At 63.5% G+C, this 26,116-nt stretch carries 22 protein-coding genes; 21 read left to right on the top strand and 1 reads right to left on the bottom strand.

Annotated features, from left to right (window positions below; all coding sequences use genetic code 11):
• The first annotated feature begins 6 nt into the window (after positions 1-6).
• The 6 genes from RCO31_RS31930 to RCO31_RS31955 all read left to right on the top strand — a co-directional run bounded on the left by RCO31_RS31930 (position 7) and on the right by RCO31_RS31955 (position 7,182).
• Positions 7-819, top strand: coding sequence for a DeoR/GlpR family DNA-binding transcription regulator (locus RCO31_RS31930; protein ID WP_308972402.1), 813 nt, complete (start codon positions 7-9; stop codon positions 817-819).
• Positions 820-1,014: 195 nt separating this feature from the next.
• Positions 1,015-1,914 carry a LysR family transcriptional regulator gene (locus RCO31_RS31935; protein WP_308972403.1) on the top strand — a complete coding sequence of 300 codons (900 nt, stop codon included), beginning with the start codon at positions 1,015-1,017 and terminating at the stop codon, positions 1,912-1,914.
• Positions 1,915-2,063: 149 nt separating this feature from the next.
• Positions 2,064-3,458 (top strand): amidohydrolase family protein, encoded by a 1,395-nt coding sequence (locus RCO31_RS31940; RefSeq protein ID WP_308972404.1) that lies wholly within the window; start codon positions 2,064-2,066, stop codon positions 3,456-3,458.
• Between the two features lie 28 nt (positions 3,459-3,486).
• On the top strand, positions 3,487-4,443 hold the full coding sequence (locus tag RCO31_RS31945; RefSeq protein WP_308972405.1) for an agmatinase: 957 nt from the start codon (positions 3,487-3,489) through the stop codon (positions 4,441-4,443).
• Between the two features lie 42 nt (positions 4,444-4,485).
• The gene (locus tag RCO31_RS31950) at positions 4,486-5,772 is read left to right on the top strand and encodes a Zn-dependent hydrolase (RefSeq protein ID WP_308972406.1); all 1,287 of its coding nucleotides are present in this window, start codon (positions 4,486-4,488) and stop codon (positions 5,770-5,772) included.
• A gap of 30 nt (positions 5,773-5,802) precedes the next feature.
• Positions 5,803-7,182, top strand: coding sequence for an MmgE/PrpD family protein (locus tag RCO31_RS31955; protein WP_308972407.1), 1,380 nt, complete (start codon positions 5,803-5,805; stop codon positions 7,180-7,182).
• A gap of 37 nt (positions 7,183-7,219) precedes the next feature.
• Here RCO31_RS31955 and RCO31_RS31960 read toward each other — a convergent pair whose 3' ends face one another.
• Positions 7,220-7,879 (bottom strand): aspartate/glutamate racemase family protein, encoded by a 660-nt coding sequence (locus tag RCO31_RS31960; protein ID WP_308972409.1) that lies wholly within the window; start codon positions 7,877-7,879, stop codon positions 7,220-7,222.
• Between the two features lie 71 nt (positions 7,880-7,950).
• Between RCO31_RS31960 and hydA the strand changes: the two genes are divergently transcribed.
• From hydA to RCO31_RS32035, 15 genes are all read left to right on the top strand, one after another.
• Positions 7,951-9,432, top strand: coding sequence for a dihydropyrimidinase (gene hydA / locus RCO31_RS31965; protein WP_308972410.1), 1,482 nt, complete (start codon positions 7,951-7,953; stop codon positions 9,430-9,432).
• 427 nt (positions 9,433-9,859) lie between these two features.
• Positions 9,860-11,110: a M20/M25/M40 family metallo-hydrolase gene (locus tag RCO31_RS31970; protein ID WP_308972411.1), complete on the top strand. Its 1,251-nt coding sequence runs from the start codon at positions 9,860-9,862 to the stop codon at positions 11,108-11,110.
• Between the two features lie 80 nt (positions 11,111-11,190).
• Positions 11,191-12,381 carry a RidA family protein gene (locus tag RCO31_RS31975; protein WP_308972412.1) on the top strand — a complete coding sequence of 397 codons (1,191 nt, stop codon included), beginning with the start codon at positions 11,191-11,193 and terminating at the stop codon, positions 12,379-12,381.
• Positions 12,378-13,055 (top strand): DUF1028 domain-containing protein, encoded by a 678-nt coding sequence (locus RCO31_RS31980; RefSeq protein WP_308972413.1) that lies wholly within the window; start codon positions 12,378-12,380, stop codon positions 13,053-13,055. The genes RCO31_RS31975 and RCO31_RS31980 overlap by 4 nt, the downstream gene beginning before the upstream one ends.
• Before the next feature lie 12 nt (positions 13,056-13,067).
• A complete protein-coding gene (locus RCO31_RS31985; RefSeq protein ID WP_308972414.1) occupies positions 13,068-14,567 on the top strand; it encodes an ABC transporter substrate-binding protein in 1,500 nt (499 codons plus the stop codon).
• A 12-nt stretch (positions 14,568-14,579) separates the two neighbouring features.
• Complete coding sequence (locus tag RCO31_RS31990; protein ID WP_308972415.1) at positions 14,580-15,536, top strand: ABC transporter permease; 957 nt, start codon at positions 14,580-14,582, stop codon at positions 15,534-15,536.
• Positions 15,526-16,401, top strand: a complete 876-nt coding sequence (locus tag RCO31_RS31995) for an ABC transporter permease (RefSeq protein WP_308972416.1) — start codon at positions 15,526-15,528, stop codon at positions 16,399-16,401. Before RCO31_RS31990 ends, RCO31_RS31995 begins: the two co-directional genes overlap by 11 nt.
• Before the next feature lie 4 nt (positions 16,402-16,405).
• On the top strand, positions 16,406-18,271 hold the full coding sequence (locus tag RCO31_RS32000) for an ABC transporter ATP-binding protein (protein WP_308972417.1): 1,866 nt from the start codon (positions 16,406-16,408) through the stop codon (positions 18,269-18,271).
• Positions 18,272-18,510: 239 nt separating this feature from the next.
• Positions 18,511-20,055, top strand: coding sequence for a glycerol-3-phosphate dehydrogenase (gene glpD, locus RCO31_RS32005; RefSeq protein ID WP_308972418.1), 1,545 nt, complete (start codon positions 18,511-18,513; stop codon positions 20,053-20,055).
• A complete protein-coding gene (locus tag RCO31_RS32010; RefSeq protein WP_308972419.1) occupies positions 20,052-21,128 on the top strand; it encodes an ABC transporter ATP-binding protein in 1,077 nt (358 codons plus the stop codon). Before glpD ends, RCO31_RS32010 begins: the two co-directional genes overlap by 4 nt.
• A 6-nt stretch (positions 21,129-21,134) precedes the next feature.
• Entirely contained in the window at positions 21,135-22,220 is a 1,086-nt protein-coding gene (locus tag RCO31_RS32015) for an ABC transporter ATP-binding protein (protein WP_308972420.1), read from the top strand.
• On the top strand, positions 22,220-23,122 hold the full coding sequence (locus RCO31_RS32020; RefSeq protein WP_308972422.1) for a sugar ABC transporter permease: 903 nt from the start codon (positions 22,220-22,222) through the stop codon (positions 23,120-23,122). The genes RCO31_RS32015 and RCO31_RS32020 overlap by 1 nt, the downstream gene beginning before the upstream one ends.
• On the top strand, positions 23,122-23,928 hold the full coding sequence (locus RCO31_RS32025; protein ID WP_308972423.1) for a carbohydrate ABC transporter permease: 807 nt from the start codon (positions 23,122-23,124) through the stop codon (positions 23,926-23,928). The genes RCO31_RS32020 and RCO31_RS32025 overlap by 1 nt, the downstream gene beginning before the upstream one ends.
• Before the next feature lie 10 nt (positions 23,929-23,938).
• Complete coding sequence (locus RCO31_RS32030; RefSeq protein WP_308972424.1) at positions 23,939-24,265, top strand: DUF2160 family membrane protein; 327 nt, start codon at positions 23,939-23,941, stop codon at positions 24,263-24,265.
• Positions 24,266-24,413: 148 nt separating this feature from the next.
• Positions 24,414-26,108 (top strand): ABC transporter substrate-binding protein, encoded by a 1,695-nt coding sequence (locus RCO31_RS32035; RefSeq protein WP_374991563.1) that lies wholly within the window; start codon positions 24,414-24,416, stop codon positions 26,106-26,108.
• The last annotated feature ends 8 nt before the right edge of the window (positions 26,109-26,116 follow it).

The raw sequence follows: 26,116 nt of genomic DNA on the forward strand, positions 1-26,116 counted from the left end.
GCACTCATGACGATACCGCAGCGGCAATCGGAGATCCTGAATATCGCCCGCATGCTCGGACGCGTGACGGTCGAGGATCTGTCGCGCCGGTTCGAGGTGTCGGCGCAGACCATCCGCAAGGACCTGAACGAGCTGTGCGAGCGGCGTTCGCTCACGCGGGTGCATGGCGGCGCAATCATCGCCTCTGGGGTCGAGAACCTTGCTTATGAGGCGCGCCGTTTCGTTGCCGCGGAAGAGAAGCGCGCGATCGGTGCTGCGGCATCCGCGCTGATCCCGAACGGCTCGTCGCTGTTCATCAACATCGGCACCACCACCGAGGAGGTCGCAAACGCGCTGCGCGGCCATGAGGATCTTTTGGTCATCACCAACAACCTCAACGTGGCGATGCTGCTTTATCGTCATCCGCGCATCGAGGTCGTCGTCGCCGGCGGCTCGGTGCGACGCACCGACGGCGCAGTGATCGGCTCTTCAGCCAACAGCCTGATCCAGCAGTTCAAGGTCGACTACGCCATCGTCGGCGCGTCAGCCATCGACGCCGAGGGCACACTGCTCGATTTCGACTATCGCGAGGTGCAGGCCGCACAGGCGATCATCGCCAATGCGCGCAACGTCATTCTGGTCGCCGATCAGACCAAATTCCGGCGAACTGCGCCGGTGCGCATCGGCCACATCAGCCAGGTGCAGACCTTCGTCACCGACGCGAGTTTGCCGACCGCACTGCAAAACATCTGCCAGAGCCGCGGCATCACCGTGATCGAGGCGCTGCCGAAGCCCGCTGCCGAGAACGACGATGGGGACGACAGCGCGAGCCCGACGTGAAGAGGCGCCCGCCTCTGCCCCAAACTTGTCCATCGCGCCTACGTCCGTGCCCATAGTTCAGGCTCGACCTTGTTCTTTCCGATCCTCAATGATGACCCGCACCGGGCGGTGCCGGTAGCTCAGCCGTTACGGCTTCCGGAACGCCACAATTTGTTGTCTAAATACCCGCGTCCGGACGGTATTCATGGTGGGAATATGAATCTTCGTCAGATCGAACTGCTCCGAGCCGTCGTGCGCTGCGAGACAACAGTTCGAGCGGCCCACGAACTCGGCCTTTCCCAGCCGGCCGTCAGCAACGCCATCAAGCAGCTGGAGGGGCAGCTCGGCTTTCCGCTGTTCGAGCGCATCAACAATCGCCTCTTTCCCACCACGGAGGCGCGCACGCTCTACCGGGACTCCGATCCGCTCTTTCTCATCCATGCCGCGCTCGAGGCGAAGGTGCAGGAGTTCAAGGAGAACCGTTCGGGAAATATCCGCCTGATCGCCACGCCGCCGCTCGGCTACAGCGTCATTCCCGCTGCTCTCAGGCGCTTCCTCGCAACTCGCCCCAAGATGCGGGTGTTCTTCGATATACGGCGCTTCGAAACCGTCATCGACAGCGTCGATAGCGGCGTCGCAGAGCTTGGCTTCGTGGTCGGGCTCGGAGACCACCCTGACCTCGACTCTGAAGTCTTTTTCTCCGACCGCATGGTCTGCGTCATGCGGCCCGAGCACCCGCTCGCAAGCAAGAACAAGATCGTTCCGTCCGATCTGCGCGACGTCCCCTTCATCGCACCGGAGCGCGGCACCAAGATGGGAACCCTGCTCAGGCAGGCGTTCGCCACAGCAAACGAGCCCTTCGATTTCACGGTCGAGGTCAGGTATTGCCATACCGCATGCGTGCTGGCCGAAAGCGCAGTAGGTGTCGCGGTCGTCGATCCCTTATCGCCCGTGTTCAGCGGGCGCTTCAATCTGGCGATCCGGCCCTTTGAGCCGGCCACTCAGGTTTCGGCTTCGGTGGTGCGCTCGCGCAAGCGCCCGCTGTCCCGCTCGGCCCAGGCGTTCTTGCGCGACGTCCGGAAGGTTGCGGGCGAGATCAACGAAAAGCTCGTCTGACTTTCGTTGCGTCGCGCATCTCGGACCGCGCGGAGTATTTGCAGCGGAAATAACCGGGCGCGATAAAGCATAGGCGCTCGTGTTGCCGATTAGCTTCATCCGTCCCAGTGTCGCGACCCTGTCGAGTCGATCGGAGCCGACACGCCACGATGAACCTGCTCATCACGGATACGACCGTCGTCACCTGCGATGCGCAACGCCGCGTGCTCGAACGCTGCGCGGTCGCCATAACTGGCGACCGTATCGACGCCGTCGGTGAGACGACCGAACTGCTCGTCACCCATCCTCATCACGAGCGCATGTCCGGCCGCGGCCTTGCCGTCCTGCCCGGCTTCATCAACGCGCACACCCACACGGTGCTGACGTCCCTGCGCGGCACCGTCGAGGATTGGGACGGCGACGTCATCTACCGCTACATGTCACCGATCTCCTACACGATGAGTGACGCCGAGCGCGCGGTGATGTCGGCGCTGGGTTGCCTGGAAGCGATCCGCAGCGGCACGACCACCTTGGTCGATCCGTTTCGCCATGTCGGTACCTATGCCGGCGCCATGGCAGATACGGGCCTGCGCCTCTGGCTGTCCGAAAGCTGTGCCGATATCGATACGCGGAAAATCCGCTTCGGCGAGTACACCATAGATGAAGCCTTTGGCCAGATCTTCCTCGACCGGGCGCGAGCGCTGATCGAGACCTGGCACGGCGCGCGCGGCGGACGGGTGAATTGTCAGGTCGCGGCTCACGCTCCCGACAACTGCTCGCCAGCGATGCTGGCAAAGCTAAAGGAGCTGGCGGCGAAACATGGGCTGACGCGCACCTGCCATCTGGCACAGAGCACCGGCGAGGTCCAGGCGGTCCGGAGTCAGCACGATCTCACGCCCGCCGGCTATCTCGAACGCGAGGGCTTTCTAGGCCCCGACCTTACACTGGCGCACTGGACGTTCTGCACGAAGGCCGACGTCGAGCTCCTTGCCCAGCGCGGCGCACAGTTGGCTCATTGTCCCGCCAGTTCAAGCCGGCGTGGCCTGCACAAGGTTCCGATCGGCTGGATCCGCGACGCAGGCGTGAACATCGCGATCGGCACCGACAATATGAGCGAGGACATGTTCCAGGCGATGGCGATCGGCTTGATCGTGCATCGCAGCGGACGTGGACGCGACAAGGAGGGCGGCACCAGCCCAAGCGCGCAGGACGTGCTCGACATGATCACGCTCAACGCCGCCCGCAGCGTCGGCGCCGAAGCGGATATCGGCGCGATCAGGCCGGGCATGAAGGCCGACCTCACCATCCTCGACCTGGCTCATCCGGCCATGCGGCCGATTATCCGGCTGGTCTCCAACATCGTCCATTACGGCCATCCAGGCCTCGCCCATTCCGTCATCGTCGATGGCGAGTTCGTGATGCGCGACCGCAAGGTCCTGACCGTCGATGAAGAGGCGCTGCTTGCCGAGGCCGAAATCGTCACCCGACGCGTCTGGGAACGCATGATCGATGCCAACCCTGACATTGCACCACCGGCCGGCGAGTTGCGCTGGCTCGACGTCTGATCACGAACGCCAACGCGAGCATACCGGCATGACACTGACCTCCGCCCCGAAGACAGGCCATCAGACCTTTCTTTATTCCAAGCTCGCGACCGATCTCGACGCTCTCGAGGCCGACATCGCTTTCCTCGGCATTCCTTATGGCGACGCCTACACGTTTGCCGAGATCGTCAATGATCAGACCAACATGCCGGCAGCAATGCGCCGGGCCACCGATCGGATCACCCGTTCGGTCGAACGCTATGACTTCGACATTGGCGGCCCGCTCTATGACAACCGGCCGATCCGTACCGTCGACTGCGGCGACGTGATCGGTGATCCGCGAGATCTGACCGGTCACTACAAGAAGGCCGAGGCAGCAATCCGGAAGATCCGCGCCGCCGGCGCGCTGCCGATCGTCATCGGCGGCGATCATGGCATCCCGATTCCGGTGCTGCGCGGCCTCGATGGCGATGGCCCCATCACACTCATCCAGATCGACCAGCATCTCGACTGGCGCAACGAAGTCAACGGCGTCACCGAAGGCTATTCGAGCCCGATCCGCCGGGCCTCGGAAATGAAGCATGTCCACGACATCTTCCAGATCGGGCTGCGCGCCACCGGCAGCGCCCGGACTGAGGAAGTCGAGGCCGCCAGGTCCTATGGCGCGCATCTGATCAGCGCGTACGAGCTTCACGACAGCGGCATGGAGTCCGTGCTGGCGCGCATCCCCGACGGCGGCCGCTATTATCTCACCGTCGACCTCGACGGAATGGATCCGGCGATTGCGCCGGGCGTGGCGGGTCCCTGCCCCGGCGGCGTCACTTTCGCCCAGGCACGCAAGCTGATCCATGGCCTGGTGAAGAAGGGCCGTGTCGTCGGCATGGATGTCGTGGAGATCACGCCGCGCACCGACTTCAATCAGATCACTTGCATCACCGCCGGCCGCCTGATCGTCAACATGATCGGTGCCGTGGTGCGCGCAGGCTACTTCAACAAGAAAGCATGAATCCGACGGCCGAAGCCCAGATCATCATTCAGCTCGCAGAGCATGACAAAACCAGACCCTGAAATCATCAAGGCAGCGGTCGCGTCGCAACGCGACATGGTGGAGGCGTTCTTTGCGCGTCTTGCCGAACGAAGTCGCGCCGAGCCGGGCATAACCCGGGATACATATGGAGAGGGTGAAAACTGGGGGCATCGCGTCCTCCTCGAGCATGGCCAGCGTACGGGACTCCATGTTCGCACTGACGCGGCCGCCAATACCTATGTCACCCTCTTTGGGCGTGATCGAACGGCACCGCGCATCCTCATGGGCTCGCATCTCGACAGCGTGCCGCATGGCGGCAACTTCGACGGCGCAGCGGGCGTGCTCGCCGGCCTCGTCGCGATCGCGGTTCTTCAGGACCTCGACGTCAAGCCGGCCTGCGACATCACCGCGATGGGAATCCGGGCCGAAGAAAGCGTATGGTTCGAAGTGTCCTATATCGGCAGCCGCGGAGCGCTGGGCACGCTGCCTGAGGATGCACTCGATGCCAAGCGCATCGATACCGGCCGCACGTTGTCGGAGCATATCGCCGCCTGCGGGGGACGTCCGCAACAGCTACAAGACCGCGAACGTGAGCTCGATCCGGCCGCGATCCGCGCCTTCATCGAGGTGCATATCGAGCAGGCGCCGAGCCTGCTCGAGGCTGGTTACCCCATCGCGATCTGCACGGGCATTCCCGGAAATTTTCGATATCCCAATGTGTGCATCGTCGGTCGGCACGACCATGTCGGGACGCCCCGCCGCTTTCGGCGTGACGCGGCAATGGCAGCCGTTGCCTTTGCCAATGACCTGGACCGCAGATGGGCGCAGCTCGAGGCCGCAGGAACACCGTTGGCCATCACTTTTGGACGCTTCCACACCGATGCCGGCCTACACGGCATGACGACCGTCCCGGGAGAATTTCACTTCAGCCTCGACGTGCGAGCCTATGATCCAGCACTGCTCGACCAAATCGAGGGCCAGATACCCGCCGTGATCCAGCGCATCGAAGCCGAGCGGAAGGTCACGTTCGACCTCGGCAAGCGGGCGGCGGCCCCCGTCGGCGTGATCGATCCGGCCATCGCGATGGCGATGACGGCGACGGCAGAACGGTTGGGTATTCGCAGCATGCCGCTGGGCAGTCCGGCCTCGCATGACTCCGCTGCATTCGCCGCGGCGGGTGTTCCGACCTGCATGCTCTTCGTTCGCAACGAGCACGGCAGCCACAATCCAAAGGAGCACATGGAGATCGATGATTTCCTGGACGCCTGCGCCGTGCTGACCCAGTGGGTCGTCGACAACGCAAGCTGAGCATGTCGTTGCAGCTCAAGAGATGACGCCATGAACGAGACGATCATCACGCGACTGGCCCGATTTATAGCGGATGCGCGCTACGACGATCTGCCGGAGGACATGGCGGCGAAGGCACGGCTTCATATCCTCGATACCTTCGGTGCCGCGCTTGCCGGCGCCACATCGGAGGAAGCGATACGGACCCGCACCGCGCTTGGCCATTTGGATGGGCCGGGCCAGGCCCAGCTCTGGGGCACCGACGCGCGGCTGCCGCCACGCAGCGCAGCGATGGTCAACGGCATTGCGGCCCACGCCTTCGAGCTGGATGATACGGGTGGCTGCGACCATTCCGGGGCAGTCGTTCTTCCGGCGGTGATGGCCGCTCTGCCGCTGATCGACGGCCCGGTCGATGGACGACACGTCATCACGGCCGTAGCACTCGGCTACGACATCGGACGCAGAGTCATGGAAGGGTTCGGCGGCTATGTCGCCCATAACAGCGCGGGCTGGCACTCGACAGGGACTTGCGGCGTATTCGCGGCCGCAACCGCCGTTGCATCCCTGCTTCGCTTCGATCCCACGGAGACGGCATCCAGCCTCGGCCTTGCCGCGAGCTTCTCCAGCGGTCTCTGGGGCTTCATCCATGATGGCGCCATGGCCAAACGCGTGCATGCCGGGCGCGCCGCAGAAGGCGGATTGCTGGCAGCGCTTCTCGCGAGACAGGGCGTGACTGGGCCTCACAATGCTTTCGAGGATGTCTGGGGCGGCTTCTTCAAGACCTATGCTCATGGCCCATTGGCGCCTGAAGCGCTGACCCACAAGCTTGGTAGCGACTGGCTGCTGCGCCATGCCGCGATCAAACCCTATGCCTCGTGCCGTGACACACATGCTGCGGTCGATGCGATCGGCCGCGTCATGTCACGCGAGAGCTTACAGCCGGACGAGGTCACGCACGTGCGCGCCCGGCTGAATTCCTTTCTCGACGGCATGGTGGGCGGCAGGGGCATCGGAACGCTATCCGCCGCGCAGCTCAGCCTGCCCTACGCGGTTGCCGCGCGCCTCTGCTTCGGAACGGTCGGCTTGTCTGCGTACTCGGAAGAGCGGCGTAACTCGTCCGAGCTTGCGACCACGCTGGACAAGATCGCGATCGACATCGATGAGACTGTCACGGCCAGCTGGAAATCCTCGATCATCGTCGAAACACGGGACGGTCGGCGGATCGAAGAGGAAACGACGGTGCCGCTCGGCGCGCCCGACAAGCCGCTCGGCATCGAACCGCTGCGGGCGAAATTCGACGAGCTCGCCGGTCTCGTCTTGCCACGCGAACAGGTCGACCTTCTGGCGGAAAGTGTCCTTGGCCTCGATCGGCTGCCTGATGCGAAGGCACTGCTTCCATTGCTGCAGAGGGCACCGGCCTGTGCCGGATAGCGCCGTCACCAGCCGCTCTGGCGCGCGTATCGCGGCGTCAACGCACCGCGACAGTGCCTATCGCCATCGCGACCGCCGCCTGTGTCGGTTCGATCACCGGAACGCCGAGCGCCTGCTCGAGCCTTATGCGGTGACGCGCCATGCCGGCGCATCCCATCACAATGACGCCGGCGCCATCCTGGTCCTTAAGATCGCGCCCGATCTCGATCATGCGATCGAGCGTCTTGTCGCCTGCGGCCGTTTCAGCAACCGACATTTCGAGCGGACGTTCGCCGGCAAAGCGATCCATCAAGCCCATCTGCCGGAGATAGCGGATATGGCGCGGAATCGAACGTGCCTTGATGGCAATCACGCCGAACCGGTCGGCGCGGGTCAGTGCCGTCAGGATGCCGCACTCGGCGATGCCGAAGACAGGCTTGTCGGTGCCTTCGCGCGCGACATGCAGGCCCGGGTCGGAATAGCAGGCGATCACGAAGGCGTCGACGTCGCCTGCCGCCTCGATCATCCGGCGCAACGGCATCGTGACGGTGTCGGCATGTTCCTGCGTTTCGATGCCGTACGGCCCTTCCTTCAGCGTGGTGCAGGCGATTTCCGGCCCCTCCGGATAGGTCAGGGGAAGGACGGCCTGCCGCAAGCCATCCGTAACTGCCTCGTTCGAATTGGGATTGATCACGAGGATATAAGGTCTGCGCGGCATCGGCTTTATCTCGGGCTTCGTTATCGCCCATCATCCGCCTCGCCGACCGGCTCGTCCAGCAGGAGAATAGCATGACCGCCCAGCCCTATGATCTCGTCATTCGCGGTGGCACCATTGGAACTGCGAGCGGCACCTTCCAGGCCGATGTCGCAATTCGCGGCGAAACGATCGTCGCGCTTGGACAGGGGCTTGCATCCGGAACACGGGACATCGACGCGACGAACAAGCTCGTCCTGCCCGGCGGGGTGGATGCACATGCTCACATCGAGCAGGTCTCGGCCGGCGGATTGCTGAACGCCGACACGTTTGAAAGCGCCACCGCGTCGGCCGCGTTCGGCGGCACCACGACGGTTATGCCCTTCGCCGCACAGCATCGCGGTCTCGATCTACGTGAAGTGATGAACGACTATGCGGCGCTCGCCCGGCGCGGCGCGATGATCGACTATGCCTTCCACATGATCGTCGCCAACCCCGATGCCAAGACGCTCGCGACGGACTTGCCGGAGTTGATCGCGGAGGGTCATGGCTCGATCAAGGTCTTCATGACCTACGACCTGATGAAGATCGATGACGAACCGCTGCTCGATCTGCTGCTGACGGCGCGACAGGGGCAGGCTCTGGTATGCGTTCATGCTGAGAACCACGGCATGATCTCATGGATGGGCAAGAAGCTCGTCGCCAAGGGCTATTCGGCCCCGAAATACCATGCGATCAGCCACCCTCGCGGCTCCGAGGCCGAAGCCTTCACGCGCCTGATCGCCGCCGCCGCTCTGATCGACCAGCCGATCATGATCTTTCACGTCTCGACCGAGGAAGGCGCAGCCGTCATTCGAACGGCGCGTGGCCAGGGGCTGAAGGTCTTTGCCGAGACCTGTCCACAGTACCTCTTCATGACACGGCACGATCTCGACAAGCCCGGACTGGAAGGGGCGAAATGGATGTGCTCTCCGCCGCCTCGTGAGAAATCCGATCAGGACGCGCTGTGGCGCGCTCTGGCACTCGGCGACCTGCAGACGATCTCGTCCGACCACGCACCCTATCGCTTCGACGAAACCGGCAAGCTTTCAGCCGGACGCGAACCCAATTTCAAACAGATCGCCAACGGACTGCCCGGCATTGAGACCCGATTGCCGCTGCTTTTCGATGCCCTCGTTTCGCAAGGACGGCCGGAATTTACCGGCCGCGGTATCGAAGCCTTCGTCGAGCTTACGGCGACCGCCCCCGCCCGGATCTACAACCTGCCGCGTAAAGGCGCGATCCAGCCGGGCTATGATGCGGACATCGCGATCTGGGATCCCAGAAGGCAGGTCACGATCACCGATGCAACCATGCATGGGCGGACCGGATTCACGCCGTTTTCCGGCCGAGTTGTGACTGGCTGGCCGGAGCGCGTGATCGTGCGCGGTCGCGATGTTGTGGTCGGTGGCGAACTCAAGGGTGAGCCCGGTATGGGCCGCTGGCTCCGTAGGACAGGCGGCTGGGCAGCAACGCCGACCGGTCGCCTGGCGCCGGAAATGGATCCTGCGACCAATTTCGGAGCCTCGATCCTGTAGCGGAGCGCGAGCTATCGCATATGAGATTTGAGTAATAGGGAGCCACGCGCTCGGCCTAAGTCCCCTCTCCCCGTCGGGGAGAGGGTTAGGGTGAGGGGCCGTGGCACGCGCGGTTGATGCCGCGAAGGCCGAGCTTCAACGTAAACGGCGAAGTATGCTGCGAACAGCTGTGCGACACTATCCGTGTTACTGCCCCTCACCCTAACCCTCTCCCGCAAGCGGGAGAGGGGGCGCGCCGAGTTCGGTGCAACCTCTGAGATACCGATATCCCTGCCTGCGGGCGGCGCATGCCGGTCCCTCTATAATCGTTCTGAATAATCGCGCGTCTATTTTAATTCGATCGTGCGCCGCGCTCTGACTAGCTTGGCTCCGAGGCTGATGACCCGCCGCCAGAGACGACGGTGGGCTTGTGACGCGGAGCGAGATGATGACCATTCAACAACGCATTCTCGCCTGGATCGAAGAGGACCGGGACGAGCTCATCAAGTTCCTCTCGGCCTTTGTCGCGATACCAAGCCCGAACCCACCAGGCGACACCCGCCTCGCCGCCGACTTCCTGCTCGCGCAACTGCGCGCCAAAGGTGTGCCGGTGGAAATCCGCTCCGCCAAGGAGCACCTGCCCAATGTCGTCGGCAGCTTCAACGGCGGCCGCAAGGGGCGACATCTGGTGCTCAACGGACACATCGACGTGTTTCCCGCAGGGCAGGCGGAGACGTGGTCGCGCGACCCGTGGAGCGGTGCGATCGAAGACGGAAAAGTGCATGGCCGCGGCGTCGCCGACATGAAGTGCGGCACCTCGGCCTCGATCTGGACCTACATCTATCTGCATCGTCTGCGTGAAGAGCTCGGCGGCCGGCTCACTCTGACCTGTGTGTCCGACGAAGAAACCGGCGGCACCTGGGGCGCCAAGTGGCTGGTCGAGAACTTTCCCGAGGAGTTTCGCGGCGACTGCATGCTCAACGGCGAGCCGAGCGTGCCGACTATGGTGCGCTTCGGCGAGAAAGGCACCTTGCGCATCGTCATCGAGATCGACACGCCCGGCGCCCATGCCGCCTATACCCATGCCAGCCCGAACGCGATCCGTATCGCATCCGACCTGATCCGTGATCTCTATGAGCTCGAAGGCCTGCCCGTGGTGCAGGAGGACTCGGTCCGAAAGGCGATCGAGGCCGGATTTGGCGCGATCGATGACGGAATCGGCGCAGGCGCCTCGACGATCCTCAACAAGGTCACCGTTTCGGTCGGTGTCATTCAAGGAGGCGTCAAGATCAACATGCTTCCCGGGCACTGCCGCCTCGAAGTCGACATCCGCCTGCCGGTCGGCATGACCCATGCGTTCCTCCTGGCCGAGGTCGAGCGCGTCGTCGCCCGCTACAAGCAGGCCCGCCTGAGCCCGGTCTGGACGCATTCGTGCGAACCGACGGTCAGTTCGCCTGATCATGAGATGGTCGGCATCCTGAAGAAGGCCGTGCGTGATCTTGGCTGGAAGGAGCCAGCCTCCTCGGTGAGCCTTGGGGCAACCGATTGCAAGCATTGGCGCCAGAACGGCGTGCCCTCCTACGTCTATGGCTGCCGTCCGACCAACATGGCCAAGCCCGACGAATGGGTTGGTGTGGAAGAGTTCTTGCATGTCGTGCGCACGCACGCCTTGGCCGCCGCCGCCTATCTGTCGGTCTGATCTGCCACTCTCGTACACAGGACTTTGCTTTCATGGAGCGCTTCGCCACTGAGAACGCCGCTTTCCCTGGATGCAGCTCCATGCGCATCGCCGGCGCGGTCCGTGCCGGTGAGCGGGTCTATCTCAGCGGTGGTAATGCCTTGCGCGCAGAAGGCGCGATCACGGGCCCAGGGGACGCGGCGGCACAGACCCATGCGGCACTCGACAAGCTCGAGGCTTCGCTCAAGGCCGCGGGCGGGTCGCTGACGAACTTGACCAAGCTGACGACCTGCATCGTGGATCGCGGCTATCGATCGGATGTCTACGGCGTCATCACCGAGCGTCTTCCCAATGTCCGCCCGGTCAGCACGGGCCTCGTCGTCGCCGGACTCGGCCGGCCCGAATTGATCGTGCAGATCGATGCCGACGCTGCGATTCCGTCGAAGCCGGTCCGCTACACCCGGCCCTACACATTCGACAGCTGGCACGGGCAAGGCTTTCCCTGGCACGGCTCCATGGTCGTTTCCACCGACGACGAGTTCTTCGTACGGGGGCAGACCGGCTCGGGCCTTGATCATTCCGGCATCGTCGCCAAGGGCCGCTCACTGGCGGATGCCGGCGCTCAGGCCGACCTCGCTTTGCGGAATCTGGCGCTTCTTCTTCGCGAAGCCGGCTCTTCTATGGAGGAGGTCTGCAAGATCACGGTCTATATCAGCGATCGTGCCTATCGCCCTGCCGTCTATCCGATGATCGGCAAGCACTTCGGCGATGTCCGCCCGGTCTCGACCGGCATCGTCACGACGGCGTTTGCCCGTCCCGACATCCTGTTCGAGATCGACGTCGTCGCCATCCGCTCGCGGGACGGAAAGCCGCATCAGCGATTGCGCCCGTATCACTCCAGCGCCGCGAAATACGGGACGGAAAGTCAGAAGCTCGACTGCAAGTTCTGCATGATCGCGGTTGCCGGAGATCAGGTCATCCTGCGCGGGCAGACCGGTATGGGCCTGGACGAGAAGCTCTACGGCGCCGGCGATGCCAAAGCGCAGGCGGAACAGGCGATGGACAATGTCGAGACGCTGTTGGCGGAAGCCGGCGCGGGTCTCGACGACGTCGCCAAGGCGACCGTCTATGTCACCGAAAGCGACTTTCTGCCTGCGGTGAACGAGACGGTGCTGAAGCGCCTCAGCAAGGCTGCACCCGCTTTCACCACCTTGGTGGTCAAGGGGCTCGCCAGCCCGGAATTGCTGATGGAAGTCGATATCGTCGCCGTCAGAAAGAGTAGGCACCGATGACATTCTCGCTCGCCGGACGCTGTGCCCGCACGGGCATGCTGGGAGCCGTGGTCACAACCTCGTCGATCGCTGTGGGATCACGTTGCCCGTTTGCCGCCGCTGGCGTTGGCGCAGTGCTGACCCAGCATACGACGGACCCACGGCTCGGGCCGCTTGCCCTTGATCTTCTGAAGCGCGGCTTTTCAACCCCGAACATTATCGATGCGCTGAAGGCGGCGACGCCGAGGAGCGATTGGCGACAGTTCGCAGTGATCGACCGTGACGGGCGCACGGCGTCGTTTACCGGCGCCAGTTGCAAGCCCGAGCTTGCCGATGCTCATGGCCTCGACTGCGTCGCGATCGCCAATATCGTCCGCTCCAAAGAGGTCCCGGCCGCGATGGTGCGAGCTTTCGCCGCCGATCCCAAGGCGCACCTCGCCGCACGGCTCATCGCCGCGCTGAAAGCCGGCGATGAGGCCGGCGGCGAGTTCAAGCCGCTGGTCTCGACAGCGCTCATTGTCGCTTACCGTGAGACCTTTCCGTATGTCGACCTGCGCGTCGACAGCGATTCAGATCCGATCGCGACGTTGGCACGGCTCTGGCTTGAGTACGAACCGGTCGCCGACCTGTATCTCGCACGAGCCGTCGACCCGGATTCCGTGATCACGCCTGCGCAATCCGCCACCGGAACATAAAAGGGGACACACATGCGACGACTCATCCTTGCGCTGACCCTGGTCGTCGGAGTTAACGTCGCAGCCGCGGCTCCAGCTCTCGCCCAGGGCACCTTGCGCGTTGCCGTCGGCACGACGCTCAACCAGCTCGACCCCGCCAAGACCACGATCGGCGACGAGTACATCTACGTTCATCTCGTCTTCAACGGGCTCTCGCGCATTGCTCCCGATATGACGGTGAAGCCGGACCTGGCGGAGAGCTGGACCGCGTCCGACGATCTTAAGACGTGGACCTTCAAGTTGCGTCCGGGCGTGAAATTCCATCATGGCCGAACGCTCGATTCCGAAGACGTTGTCTCGACCGTGAAGCGCATCCTCGACCCGGCGACCGGATCCCGTTCGCGCACCAGCCTGAGCATGGTCGAGACGGTTGAGGCAGTCGATCCGCTGACCGTGCAGTTCAAACTGAACATTCCCTATGCCGGCTTCGCCGACATCTTCGCCGACCGGCAGTTGCGCATCGTGCCGAAGGACAAGGCGGGTGAGCTTTCGACCCAGCCGATCGGCACCGGCCCCTTCATGTTCAAGTCCTGGTCGCCAGGCGATCGCATGGAGCTCGTCAAGAACCCCAATTATTTCGAGAAGGGCTTGCCCAAGTTGGACGGTGTGACGATGCTCATCGTTCCCGAGGCGGCGGCGCGCATCGCGGCACTTGAATCCGGCGCGATCGATATTCTCTGGAACCTGCCATACGAATCCGTCGACAAGTTCAAGAATAGCCCTACGATTCGCCTCGACGCTGTTTCGACCCCGACCTGGGACGGCGTCATCCTCAACAACGAACGTCCGCCCTTCAATGATGTGCGCGTTCGTCAGGCCCTGGCCGCGACCATCGACAAGGAAGCCATCGTCGAACTCGCGCTCTTCGGCCAGGGCGAGCCGACCTTCAGTCCGATTCCGCCAAGCCACCCCTACTTCAACAAGGCGCTGAAGTTCAATCCACCGGACATCGCCAAGGCCAAGAAGCTGTTGGCAGAAGCAGGTTTCCCGAACGGCTTCGACGTGCCGATGCAGGTGCCGCAGGAACGCGAGCAGCGCGTGCGTGTTGGTGTCGCGGTGCGCGACATGGCACGCGCCGCCGGCATCCGCATCAACGTCGAGCGCGTGCCGTTTGCCTCCTATGCCGCGAACGTCGCCGGCAAGGCGCAGATGTATGTCGACGGCTATTTCGCTCGCCCGACCATCGATACGGCGCTGCATCCCTTCTACCATTCCAACGGCAGCTGGAATCGTCAGCTCTGGCTCTACAAGGAACCGCGCATCGACGAGATTCTCGAAGAGGCTCGCAAGACCAACGACGAATCGGCGCGCAAGGCTCTGTTCGAGAAGTTTCAGGCGGTCGTGGACGAGACCGTGCCTGGCATCATCGTCTACTCGGCCGCTCACGTGAACGGCGTCAACAAGAAGGTCGAAGGCTTCCGCTCCACGCCAATGCTGTGGCTCGAGTTGAAAGACGTTTCGCTGAAGCCCTGAACGAGAACGAGCATGACCGGCTATATCGCGCGGCGCCTGCTTTTCGTGGTGCTCGTCCTCGTGGCGGTTTCGATGCTCGTCTTCAGCATCACGGCGCTTCTGCCCGCCAATGTCGCGCATCTGATCCTGGGGCCTTTCGCTCCGCCGGAGCAGGTGCGCGCTCTCGAGCTCAAGCTCGGGCTGACCGATCCGATCTGGTTACAGTATGTGCGCTGGGCCGGCGGCTTCCTCAGCGGCAATCTCGGCGAGTCGACGCTGATGAACCGGCCGATCGGGCCGCTGCTCATGGAAGCGATCGGCCGCTCAATGATGCTGACCGGGGCTTCCTTCGTTCTGATCGCCGTCATCGGCATCGGTCTCGGCATCATCGCAGCATTGCGGCACGGAGGTCCCCTCGACCACGGAATCTCAGTTGGCACTTACCTCGGTATCGCAGTCCCTGAATTCTTCTGGGCGATCATCGTCATCATCGTCGTCGCGGCCTGGCTCGGCTGGCTGCCGGCGTCCGGTTATGAACCGCTCTCGGCAGGCTTCACGGTCTGGGCCAAGCATCTGATCGCGCCGACCATGACGCTGGTTTTCGGGCACCTCGCCCATGTCTCGCGCCTGACGCGTTCGAGCATGATCGAGGTCCTGCAAAGTCCCTATGTGACCGCGGCTCGCGCCAAGGGCCTGCCCGAGCGCGTCGTGGTCATGCATCATGCGCTGCGCAACGCGCTACTGCCGACCATCACGGTATTGGCTCTGGATTTCGGCAGGTTGATGGGAGGCATCGTCGTTGTGGAAACGATCTTCGCCTATCCGGGCCTCGGTCGACTGATTGTCTTCTCCATCCAGAATCGCGATCTGCCGACCTTGCAAGCGGCCATCCTCGTCGTTGCCGCAATCTACGCCCTCGCAAACCTGTTGGCGGACCTGCTCTATGCCCGCTTCAACCCCAAGATCCGGTTCGGTCGCAATGTCGGTTGATCAGATCACTGAAGCGCCCGTTATCGAGGCGGCGCCCCGGCGGCCGATGTCGCTGCAACTGAAAGTGGGGCTTGTCATCACCGGGAGCATCGTCCTGCTCGGCCTGCTCGCGCCCTGGATCGCGCCGCATCCCTGGGACACCATCTCGATGCGCACCCGGTTCGTTCCACCCAATGCCACCTATTGGTTCGGCACCGATGAGTATGGGCGCGACGTCCTCAGCCGCCTGCTGATGGGCACGCGGCTCTCGCTCGCCATGGGCGTGAGCGCAACACTCGTGAGCCTTGCCGTCGGCATCCCGATGGGGCTCGCCGCCGGCTATTTCCGCGGCTGGGTCGACGAGGTGTTGATGCGGCTTGCCGATGTATTCATGGCCATTCCCCCGATCATGCTCGGCCTGCTCGTGCTCGCGGTCACGCCGCCCGCCCTTTGGAAGACGGCGCTCGCAGTCGGCTTTGTCTATATTCCGCCAATCGCGCGGTTGGCGCGCAGCGTCACGCTGACGCTCGCGAACGAAGAGTTCATTCAGGCAGCGAAGGCGCGCGCGGAGACCAATTCCTACATCCTGTTTCGCGAAATCCTTCCCAATGCCTGGCCGCCGCTGATCGTCGAGGCCAGCTTGCGCGTCACCTATGCCATCCTGCTTGGTTCGGCGCTCAGTTTCCTCGGTCTCGGCGCCCAGCCGCCAAGCTCGGATTGGGGTTTGATGATCTCCGAGGCGCGCGCATTCATCGATCGTGCCCCGTGGATCGCGCTCGCTCCGGGCTTCGCGATGTGCCTGCTTGTGATCGGCATCAACCTGCTCGGAGACGGCGCGCGCGAAAGGCTGGATCCTCGCTTGAAATCGCGCGTCACGGAACGTTGAAGCCATGCTGCTGATCGATGACCTCACCGTCCGTTACCGCACGCCTGGCGGCGAGATTGAGGCCTTGTCCTCGATCTCACTGCAGGTCGAGAAGGGGTCGACAGTTGCCCTGGTCGGTGAATCCGGATCAGGCAAAAGCACGGTCGCGCTCGCTGCGATGGGCCTCCTGCCGCAGGAGGCATCAATCCCCTCCGGACGTATCCTGTTCGACGGTCAAGACATCATGATGATGAACGTCGAAGAACGTCGGCGCCTGCGCGGATCGCGGATCGGCCTGATCTTCCAGGACCCCTTCTCGGTGCTCAATCCGTCGCTGCGCATTGGCGATCAGGTTGGCGAAGGACTGGTTCATCATCGCGGTTTCTCGACGGAGCGCGCCTTCGCGCGGGCGATCGAACTGCTCGACGAGGTCGGCATCGTCAGGCCTGAGAGCGTCGCCAAAGCCTACCCACACGAATTGTCGGGCGGCATGCGCCAGCGCGCCCTGATCGCCGGCGCTCTCGCCTCCGAGCCGGACTTGCTGATCCTCGATGAGCCCACCACGGCGCTCGACGTCACAATCGAGGCGCAGATCCTCGACCTGCTGGAGGGACTGCGTCGCCAGCGCGGCATGACCATGGTCTTCATCAGCCACAATCTCGGAGTGGTCCGGCGCATCTCCGATGAAGTGGCTGTGCTCTATGCCGGGCAGATCATCGAGCAGGGACGAACCGAGGACGTACTCCAGCGGCCGATCCATCCCTATGCCAAGGGGCTGCTTGCGGCGATTCCAAGGATTGGACAGAAGCAGGGTCGGCTCGCGGCCATCCCAGGACGCCTGCCCGATCTGCGCAACCCACCGACCGGTTGTCGTTTTGCCAGACGCTGCCCCTTCGCCACGCCGGACAGCGACAAGCCGCAGATCCTGCGCAAGCTGGGGGACCGTCAAGTCCGCTGCACAAATGCCGAAGCACTACGCGAGGCACCTTGGCCGCGCCCGGGTGAGAGCGAGCAGTTCGCGGAAGTTGTCCGCTCCCCGCATGCCGGGCCGGTCGTTGCGGTCGAGCACCTGACCAAAACCTTCGGGCGGCACGCCGGCTTCGCTTTCAAGTGGCGTCGCCTCGCGACATCAACTGAAATCAAACCCGTCAACGATATCTCGATCGAGGTCGCAGCGGGTGAGGTGCTGGGTCTGGTCGGAGAGTCCGGCTCCGGCAAGACGACGCTCGGCCTCTCGATCCTGCGTCTGGTTGAACCCGATTCCGGCACCATTCGCATCGCTGGCGAGATGGTGTCGGGCAAGGCCCAGCGCGCGCTGGAATCGATGCGCCGTTCGGCGCAGATCGTCTTTCAGAATCCGGATTCGTCACTCAACCCGCGCAAGACCATCGGCGAGTTGCTGGCTCGGCCTATCGAACGCTTTCGTCTGGCTCCGTCGGGCGAGATTCCCGCGCGTGTCCGCCAGTTGCTGGACCTTGTCAGGCTGCCCGCTCATTATGCCGATCGCTATGCGCACCAGATGAGCGGCGGCGAAAAACAGCGCGTCGGCATCGCCCGCGCGCTGGCAACCGAGCCGCGCTTCATCGTCTGCGATGAGCCCGTCTCCGCGCTGGATGTCTCCGTGCAGGCCGCGATCGTGAATCTGTTGGCCGACCTGCGCGACCGGCTCGGTGTGGCTTATCTGTTCATCTCGCACGACATTTCCGTGGTCGCGCATATCGCCGACCGCGTCGCTGTCATGCATCATGGCAAGATGGTCGAGATCGGCCGCGCCGACGAGGTCATGAACGCACCCAAGCATCCCTACACCATGAAGCTGCTCTCGGCCGTGCCGCGCATCGATGGTCCTGCCCCGCGATCCGTCGGCGAGCGTCACGGGCAAGTGGCGTAGGCCTCACGAGCGAGCAGCCGCGTTCCTCCAATGGCTCGCACGTGCCGCAAGGCCCGCTGCGGTTTTTTCACGAGAACAGCTCATCACCGCCGTTTGGTCTCGAACGTCTTCGGACGCTCGAAATCACCCGCCGGTTGAAAATATGTCGCACCGCCCTCCCTTTCGCTTTCTGTTGCGTATTGATGCCGATCCGAAATAAAATCGCTAGATACGAAAGTGGTTGACCCGGGGAAGCGCTTTTGGATCAAGTCTTTGATCTCGCGATCATCGGCGGCGGCATCAACGGCTGCGGCATTGCACGCGACGCCGCCGGGCGCGGCTTCTCCGTTTTCCTTTGTGAAATGAATGACTTGGCGAGCGGGACGTCGTCCTGGTCGACCAAGCTGATCCACGGCGGCCTGCGCTATCTCGAATATTATGAGTTCCGCCTCGTCCGCGAGGCGCTGATCGAGCGCGAGGTGCTGTGGCGGCTCGCGCCCCACATCATCAAGCCGATGCGGTTCGTGCTGCCGCACCATCAGAAGCTCCGGCCGGCCTGGTTGTTGCGGCTCGGGTTGTTCCTCTACGACCACCTTGGTGGCCGAAAGCTGCTGCCGCCGGCGCGAACCCTCGATCTTGCGACCGACATCGCCGGAGCGCCGCTGGCCAAGGGCCGCTTCACCCGCGGCTTCGAATATTCCGACTGCTTCGTCGATGATGCTCGGCTCGTCCTGCTCAATGCGCTCGACGCGGCCGAGCGCGGCGCCCTCATCAGGACGCGTACCCGCGCGACCGATATCAAACGCGCGGACGGCGTGTGGCAGGTCACGATCGAAGACACGCGCACTGGCGCACGCGAGACCATTCGCGCCCGCAGCCTCGTCAACGCGGCAGGCCCGTGGGTCGAAGATGTGCTTGCCCGCAAGGCCGGCATCCATGCGCGCGCCGGCGTGCGCCTCGTGCAGGGCTCCCACATCGTCGTTCGCAAGCTCTATGCCCACGACCGCGCCTACATGTTCCAGAACGAGGACGGCCGCATCGTCTTCGTCATTCCTTACGAGAACGACTTTACGCTGATCGGCACCACCGATCGCGACTACGATGGCGATCCGGCCAAGGTCGAAATCACGCCAGAGGAGGTCGACTATCTTTGCCAGTCCGTCAGCGACTATCTCGCGCATCCGGTCAAGCTTGCGGACGTCGTTTGGACCTATGCCGGCGTTCGGCCACTCTATGATGACGGGGCGAGCGAGGCCAAGGCCGCAACGCGCGACTACGTGTTCGAGCTCGATTCCGGCGATGATCTGCCGCTGCTCTCGATCTTCGGCGGCAAGATCACGACCTACCGGCGACTTGCGGAAGAGGCGCTCGAACGGCTCGCGCCGTTTCTCCCCGAAAGCCTGCGCCGGCGCGAAGGCTGGACCGCGAAATCGCCCCTGCCCGGCGGCGACTTCGATGTGCACGGCCCGGCCGATCTCGCAGCCGCGTTGCAGGCAGCGTGGCCGTTCGTCGAACCCGACCATGCGTTAAGGCTCGCGCGCGCCTACGGCACCCGCGCCCGAGACATTCTCGGAAAAGCCACATCGTTCGCCGACCTTGGCCGGCACTTCGGAGCCACATTGACCGAGGCCGAGGTGCGTTTCGTGATGACGACGGAATGGGCGCAGACCGCCGAGGATATGCTCTGGCGGCGTTCCAAGCTCGGATTGCGGCTGACACCGCGAGAAGCCGAAGAGCTCGAGTCCTGGATGCGCTCCGCGCGCGACGTGTCCGCAACGCAACGTTATGCGGGAGAGCGCGCGTGAGTGTCACGCTCGACCATGTGACGCGGTTCGTGAGCGGCGTCCCTTACCTGCACAAGACGTCGCTGACGCTTGACCGCGGCACGCTCAATGTCCTGCTCGGCCCGACGCTCGCCGGGAAGACGTCGCTCATGCGGCTCCTGGCGGGTCTTGATCGGCCCGACACCGGTCGGGTTCTCGTCGACGACAAGGACGTGACCGGGATCGACGTGCGCAAGCGCTCGGTGGCGATGGTGTATCAGCAGTTCATCAACTATCCGTCGTTGACGGTCTACGAGAACATCGCCTCACCGCTGCGCGTTGCGGGCAAGCATCGCGACATCGACGCGCGCGTTCAGAGCGTCGCAAAGCTTTTGGGACTGGAGCCCTACCTCGATCGCACGCCGCTGCAGCTGTCCGGCGGCCAGCAGCAGCGCACGGCGATCGCCCGCGCCCTCGTCAAGGGCGCCGACCTGGTGCTGCTGGACGAGCCACTCGCCAATCTCGACTACAAGCTGCGCGAAGAACTTCGCGCCGAGCTTCCGCGCATCTTCGAAGCTTCCGGCGCGATCTTCGTTTACGCGACCACCGAGCCGACGGAAGCCCTGCTGCTGGGCGGCCGCACCATCTGCATGTGGGAAGGCGAGATCCTGCAGACCGGCGATACGGCCAGTGTTTATCGCCATCCGCAATCGCTGCGTGTCGCCGAAGTGTTTTCCGATCCGCCGCTGAACAGGGTCGGCGTCGAGAAGAAGGACGGCTCGATCCATTACGCGAGCGGCGAACGCGCGCCAGCCAACGGCCTCTACAGGGATCTTGCCGACGGCGGCTATGAGGTCGGCTTCCGCGCTCACCAGCTTGCGGCAGCCAGCGGCAAGAACGAACGTCATTCGTTCGCAACCACGGTCCTTTTGACGGAGATCACCGGTTCGGAGAGCTTCGTCCACCTGAAGTGCGACGGTTTCAACTGGGTTGCAGTGATGCCCGGCGTGGTCGAGTACGCGCCGGGAGACCGGCTCGATGCGGAAATCGATCCCGCCGATCTCTACGTCTTCGATCCGTCCGGGCGGCTGGTCGCCGCCCCCGCAACGATGTGAGGATCCATGGCCCGCATCGATCTCGTCGACCTCGCCCACTCCTATCACGGCCCTGCGGCCGATCCCGCAACCTACGCGCTGAAGCCGATGTCGATGACGTGGCGACAAGGCGGCGCTTACGCGCTGCTTGGACCTTCCGGCTGCGGCAAGACCACGCTGCTCAACATCATCTCCGGTCTGGTCAAGCCGTCGCGCGGCCGCATCCTGTTCGACCAGCGCGATGTCACGCCGCTGTCGACACAGCGCCGCAATATCGCGCAGGTATTTCAGTTTCCGGTGATCTACGACACCATGACGGTCGCGGAAAACCTGGCTTTCCCGCTGAAGAATCGCGGGCTGCGCGGCGAGCAGATCGCCTCGCGGGTCGCTGAGATTGCGCAGTTGCTCGATCTCACGCCGCACCTCAAGCGCAAGGCAACCCGGCTCTCCGCAGACGCCAAGCAGAAGATCTCGCTCGGCCGCGGGCTGGTGCGGCCGGACGTGGCGGCGATCCTGTTCGACGAGCCGCTGACGGTTATCGATCCGCACTTGAAGTGGGAGCTGCGCTCGAAGCTGAAGGCGCTGCATCGCGCGCTCGACCTGACGATGATCTATGTGACGCATGACCAGACCGAGGCGCTGACCTTCGCCGACACCGTCGTGGTGATGCAGGACGGCATGGTCGTGCAGAGCGGCACGCCGCAGGACCTGTTCGAGAAGCCCGCACACACCTTCGTCGGCTACTTCATCGGTTCGCCGGGGATGAACATCCTGCCCGCAACAGTGCAGGGCCGGCGTGCACACCTGTCCGGCCATCCGATCGCGCTGACGCGCGCCTACGACAGGCTGCCAGCGGGCGCGCGGATCGAGATCGGCGTGCGGCCGGAGTTCGTGCGTGTTGCGGCGCCGGCGCCCAACTTGCTGAACGCCCGGATCGAGCGGATCGACGACCTTGGCCGTACGCGTTTTGCGCGTGTTCGCGTCGGCGAGCAGAAGCTTGCAGCGCAGGTACCCAATGGCATGAGCTTCGCAGGCGCCGATGTCGGGCTCGACTTCGATCCAGCGCATGTTCATGTCTATGCGGACAGCCGCCTCGTCGAGGGAGCGGCCTGATGGAGAAGATCGTCAACCAGAAGGCCTGGCTCCTGGTACTGCCGGTATTCGTGCTGGTCGCCTTTTCGGCAATCATCCCGTTGATGACGGTCGTGAACTATTCGGTGCAGGATACCTTCGGCAACAACCAGTTCTTCTGGAACGGGGTCGGCTGGTACAAGGATCTGCTCGATCCTTCGACCGAGCTTGGCGGCCGCTTCTTCGCCTCGCTCTGGCGCAACCTGCTGTTCTCGGCGGCCGTGCTGGCGATCGAGATCCCGCTCGGCATCCTGGTCGCGCTGTCGATGCCGCGCGAAGGCTGGCGCGTCGCCGCCTGCCTCATCATCCTGGCACTGCCGCTGCTGATCCCATGGAACGTGGTCGGCACAATCTGGCAGATCTTCGGGCGGTCCGATATCGGCCTGCTCGGCTACACGCTGAACCTTTTCGGGTTGAACTACAACTACGTCGCCAATCCGCTCGACGCCTGGTTGACCATCATCGCCATGGACGTCTGGCACTGGACCAGTTTGGTTGCGCTGCTCTGCTACGCCGGACTGAAGTCCATCCCTGAGGCCTACTACCAGGCCGCGCACATCGACGGCGCGTCGCGCTGGGCGGTCTTCACCGCGATCCAGTTGCCGAAGATGAAGCGCGTGCTGCTGATCGCCTTTCTACTCCGCTTCATGGATTCGTTCATGATCTACACCGAGCCGTTCGTCGTCACCGGCGGCGGTCCCGGCAACTCGACCACGTTCCTGTCGATCGAGCTCGTCAAGCTGGCGCTCGGCCAGTTCGACCTCGGCAAGGCCGCGGCGATGTCGATCGTCTACAACCTGATCGTGCTGATCGTCTGCTGGGTGTTCTACACGGTGATGACCAATGTCGGCACCGAGCGCCGGCCGGAAACGGGGGGCGTGTGATGCAACAGATTCCAGGCCGCCACATCATCCTGACGTTGTTCCTCATCTTCCTGCTGCTGCCGATTTACTGGCTCATCAACATGAGCTTCAAGACCAACACCGAGATCATCTCGACGATGACGCTGTGGCCGAACCGTCCGACGCTGGACAACTATCGCATCATCTTCACCGATCCGAGCTGGTATTCGGGCTACATCAACTCACTGACATACGTCGTCATCAACACGATTCTGTCGATCTCATTCGCACTGCCGGCCGCTTACGCATTCTCACGCTACCGTTTCCTCGGCGACAAACACTTGTTCTTCTGGCTGCTGTCGAACCGGATGGCGCCGCCGGCAGTGTTCGCGTTGCCGTTCTTCAATCTCTATTCCGCGATCAACTTGTTCGATACGCCATGGGCTGTCGCGCTCGCCCACTGCCTGTTCAACATCCCCCTCGCCGTCTGGATTCTCGAAGGCTTCATCTCCAGCGTGCCGCGCGAGATCGACGAGACTGCCTTCCTCGACGGTTATTCGTTCCCGCGCTTCTTCCTGAAAGTGCTGATGCCACTGATCGCGAGCGGCGTTGGCGTTGCCGCCTTCTTCTGCTTCATGTTCTCATGGGTCGAGCTGTTGCTGGCGCGCACGCTGACCTCGGTCAACGCCAAGCCGATCGCCGCCACCATGACCCGCACCGTATCGGCGGCGGGCATGGACTGGGGACTGCTGGCCGCCGCGGGCGTGCTCACCATCCTGCCCGGCGCGCTCGTGATCTGGTTCGTCCGCAACTACATCGCGCGCGGCTTCGCGCTCGGACGGGTGTGAGGGAGCGCCGATGGATCATCTCGCCTGGATGGCCTGGACGCCCGCGACCGGCCTGTTCTTTGCACTTCTGGCCGCAACGCTGCTCGCGATGACGCTGCTTGCGCTGGCGAAGCCCGAGGCCGAGCGGGTCGGCGTGCTCGGTATACCGACCACGCGCGGCGATCGCCTGTTCATCTCGCTGATCATCGCCGCGGTCATCCATCTCGCCTGGATCGGCGTCGTCGGCGTCAACACGATCGCAACACTGCCTATTGGAGGAGGGATCAAACTTTCGAGCCTCTGGCTCGCAACCGCCATTTCGCTCGTGGTGGCCGCCGGCATTTTCCGCACGGTCTGACGAACGGAACAGAAGCAGAGAACCGGGAGCCCACCCGGACGCAGCTCGTATGTCATTAACGGAGGAAGCTATGCGAACCAGGATACCAAGAGACCACCTTCTATTGTCCAGCGCACTCGCCGTGATCGCGCTGACAGGCATCTCGGCGATGCCGGCGGTGGCGGATGAAGCGGCCGCGAAGAAATGGATCGACGAGGAATTTCAGCCCTCGACGCTTTCCAAGGACGAGCAGATGAAGGAGATGCAGTGGTTCATCAATGCCGCGAAGCCATTCGCCGGCATGGAGATCAACGTCGTCTCCGAGACCATCACCACGCACGAATACGAGGCCAAGACGTTGGCCCGCGCCTTCAGCGAGATCACCGGCATCAAGCTGAAGCACGACCTGATCCAGGAAGGCGACGTGGTCGAGAAGATCCAGACGCAGATGCAGTCCGGCCGCAACATCTACGACGCCTGGATCAACGATTCCGATCTGATCGGCACGCATTTCCGGTACCAGCAGGCGGTGCCGCTGTCGGACTGGATGACCGGCGAAGGCAAGGACGTGACGCTGCCCACCCTCGATGTCGACGACTTCATCGGCAAGTCGTTCGGCACCGGTCCCGACGGCAAGCTCTACCAGCTTCCGGTGCAGCAGTTCGCGAACCTCTACTGGTTCCGCTACGACTGGTTCACCAATCCGGACTTCAAAGCGCGCTTCAAGGCCAAGTACGGCTACGATCTCGGCGTGCCGGTGAACTGGTCGGCCTATGAGGACATCGCCGAGTTCTTCACCAACGACGTGAAGGAGATCGGCGGCGTCAAGGTCTATGGTCACATGGACTACGGCAAGAAGGATCCCTCGCTCGGCTGGCGCTTCACCGACGCGTGGTTGTCGATGGCCGGCAACGGCGACAAGGGCATCCCCAACGGCAAGCCCGTCGACGAGTGGGGCATCCGCATGGAAGGCTGTCGTCCGGTCGGCTCGTCTGTGGAGCGCGGCGGCGACACCAACGGCCCGGCAGCGGTGTACTCGATTACCAAGTACGTCGACTGGCTGAACAAGTACGCGCCGCCGAACGCCCGCGGCATGACCTTCTCGGAGTCCGGGCCGATCCCCGCGCAGGGCAATGTCGCCCAGCAGATATTCTGGTACACCGCCTTCACCGCCGACATGGTGAAGCCAGGCCTGCCGGTGATGAACGCGGACGGCACGCCGAAATGGCGCATGGCGCCATCGCCGCACGGTTCGTACTGGAAGGACGGAATGAAGCTCGGCTATCAGGACGCCGGCTCCATCACGCTGTTGAAGTCGACGCCGGTCGAGCGGCGGAAGGCGGCCTGGCTCTACATGCAGTTCCTGGTCGCCAAGACCACGTCGCTGAAGAAGGCCCATGTCGGCCTCACCTTCGTCCGCGAGAGCGACATCTGGGATGCGAGCTTCACCGAGCGTGCGCCGAAACTCGGCGGGCTGATCGAGTTCTACCGCTCGCCTGCGCGCGTGCAGTGGACCCCGACCGGCAACAACGTGCCGGACTATCCGAAGCTCGCGCAGCTGTGGTGGCAGAACATCGGCGATGCGTCGTCCGGTGCGAAGACGCCGCAGGCGGCGATGGATTCGCTCGCGGCCGCCCAGGATGAGATCCTCGGCCGGCTCGAGCGCGCCAACGTCCAGGGCGAGTGCGGGCCGAAGCTGAACCCGAAACAGACCGCGGAGTTCTGGTTCGCCAAGTCCGAGAAGGACGGCAACGTCGCCCCTGCCCGCAAGCTTGCCAACGAGAAGCCGAAGGGCGAGACCATCGACTACGATACGCTGATCAAGTCATGGCCAGCGTCGCCGCCGCGCCGCGCATCGAACTGATGCGCGCC

The sequence above is a fragment of the Bradyrhizobium sp. LHD-71 genome (assembly GCF_031157255.1).
Taxonomy (GTDB): domain Bacteria; phylum Pseudomonadota; class Alphaproteobacteria; order Rhizobiales; family Xanthobacteraceae; genus P52-10.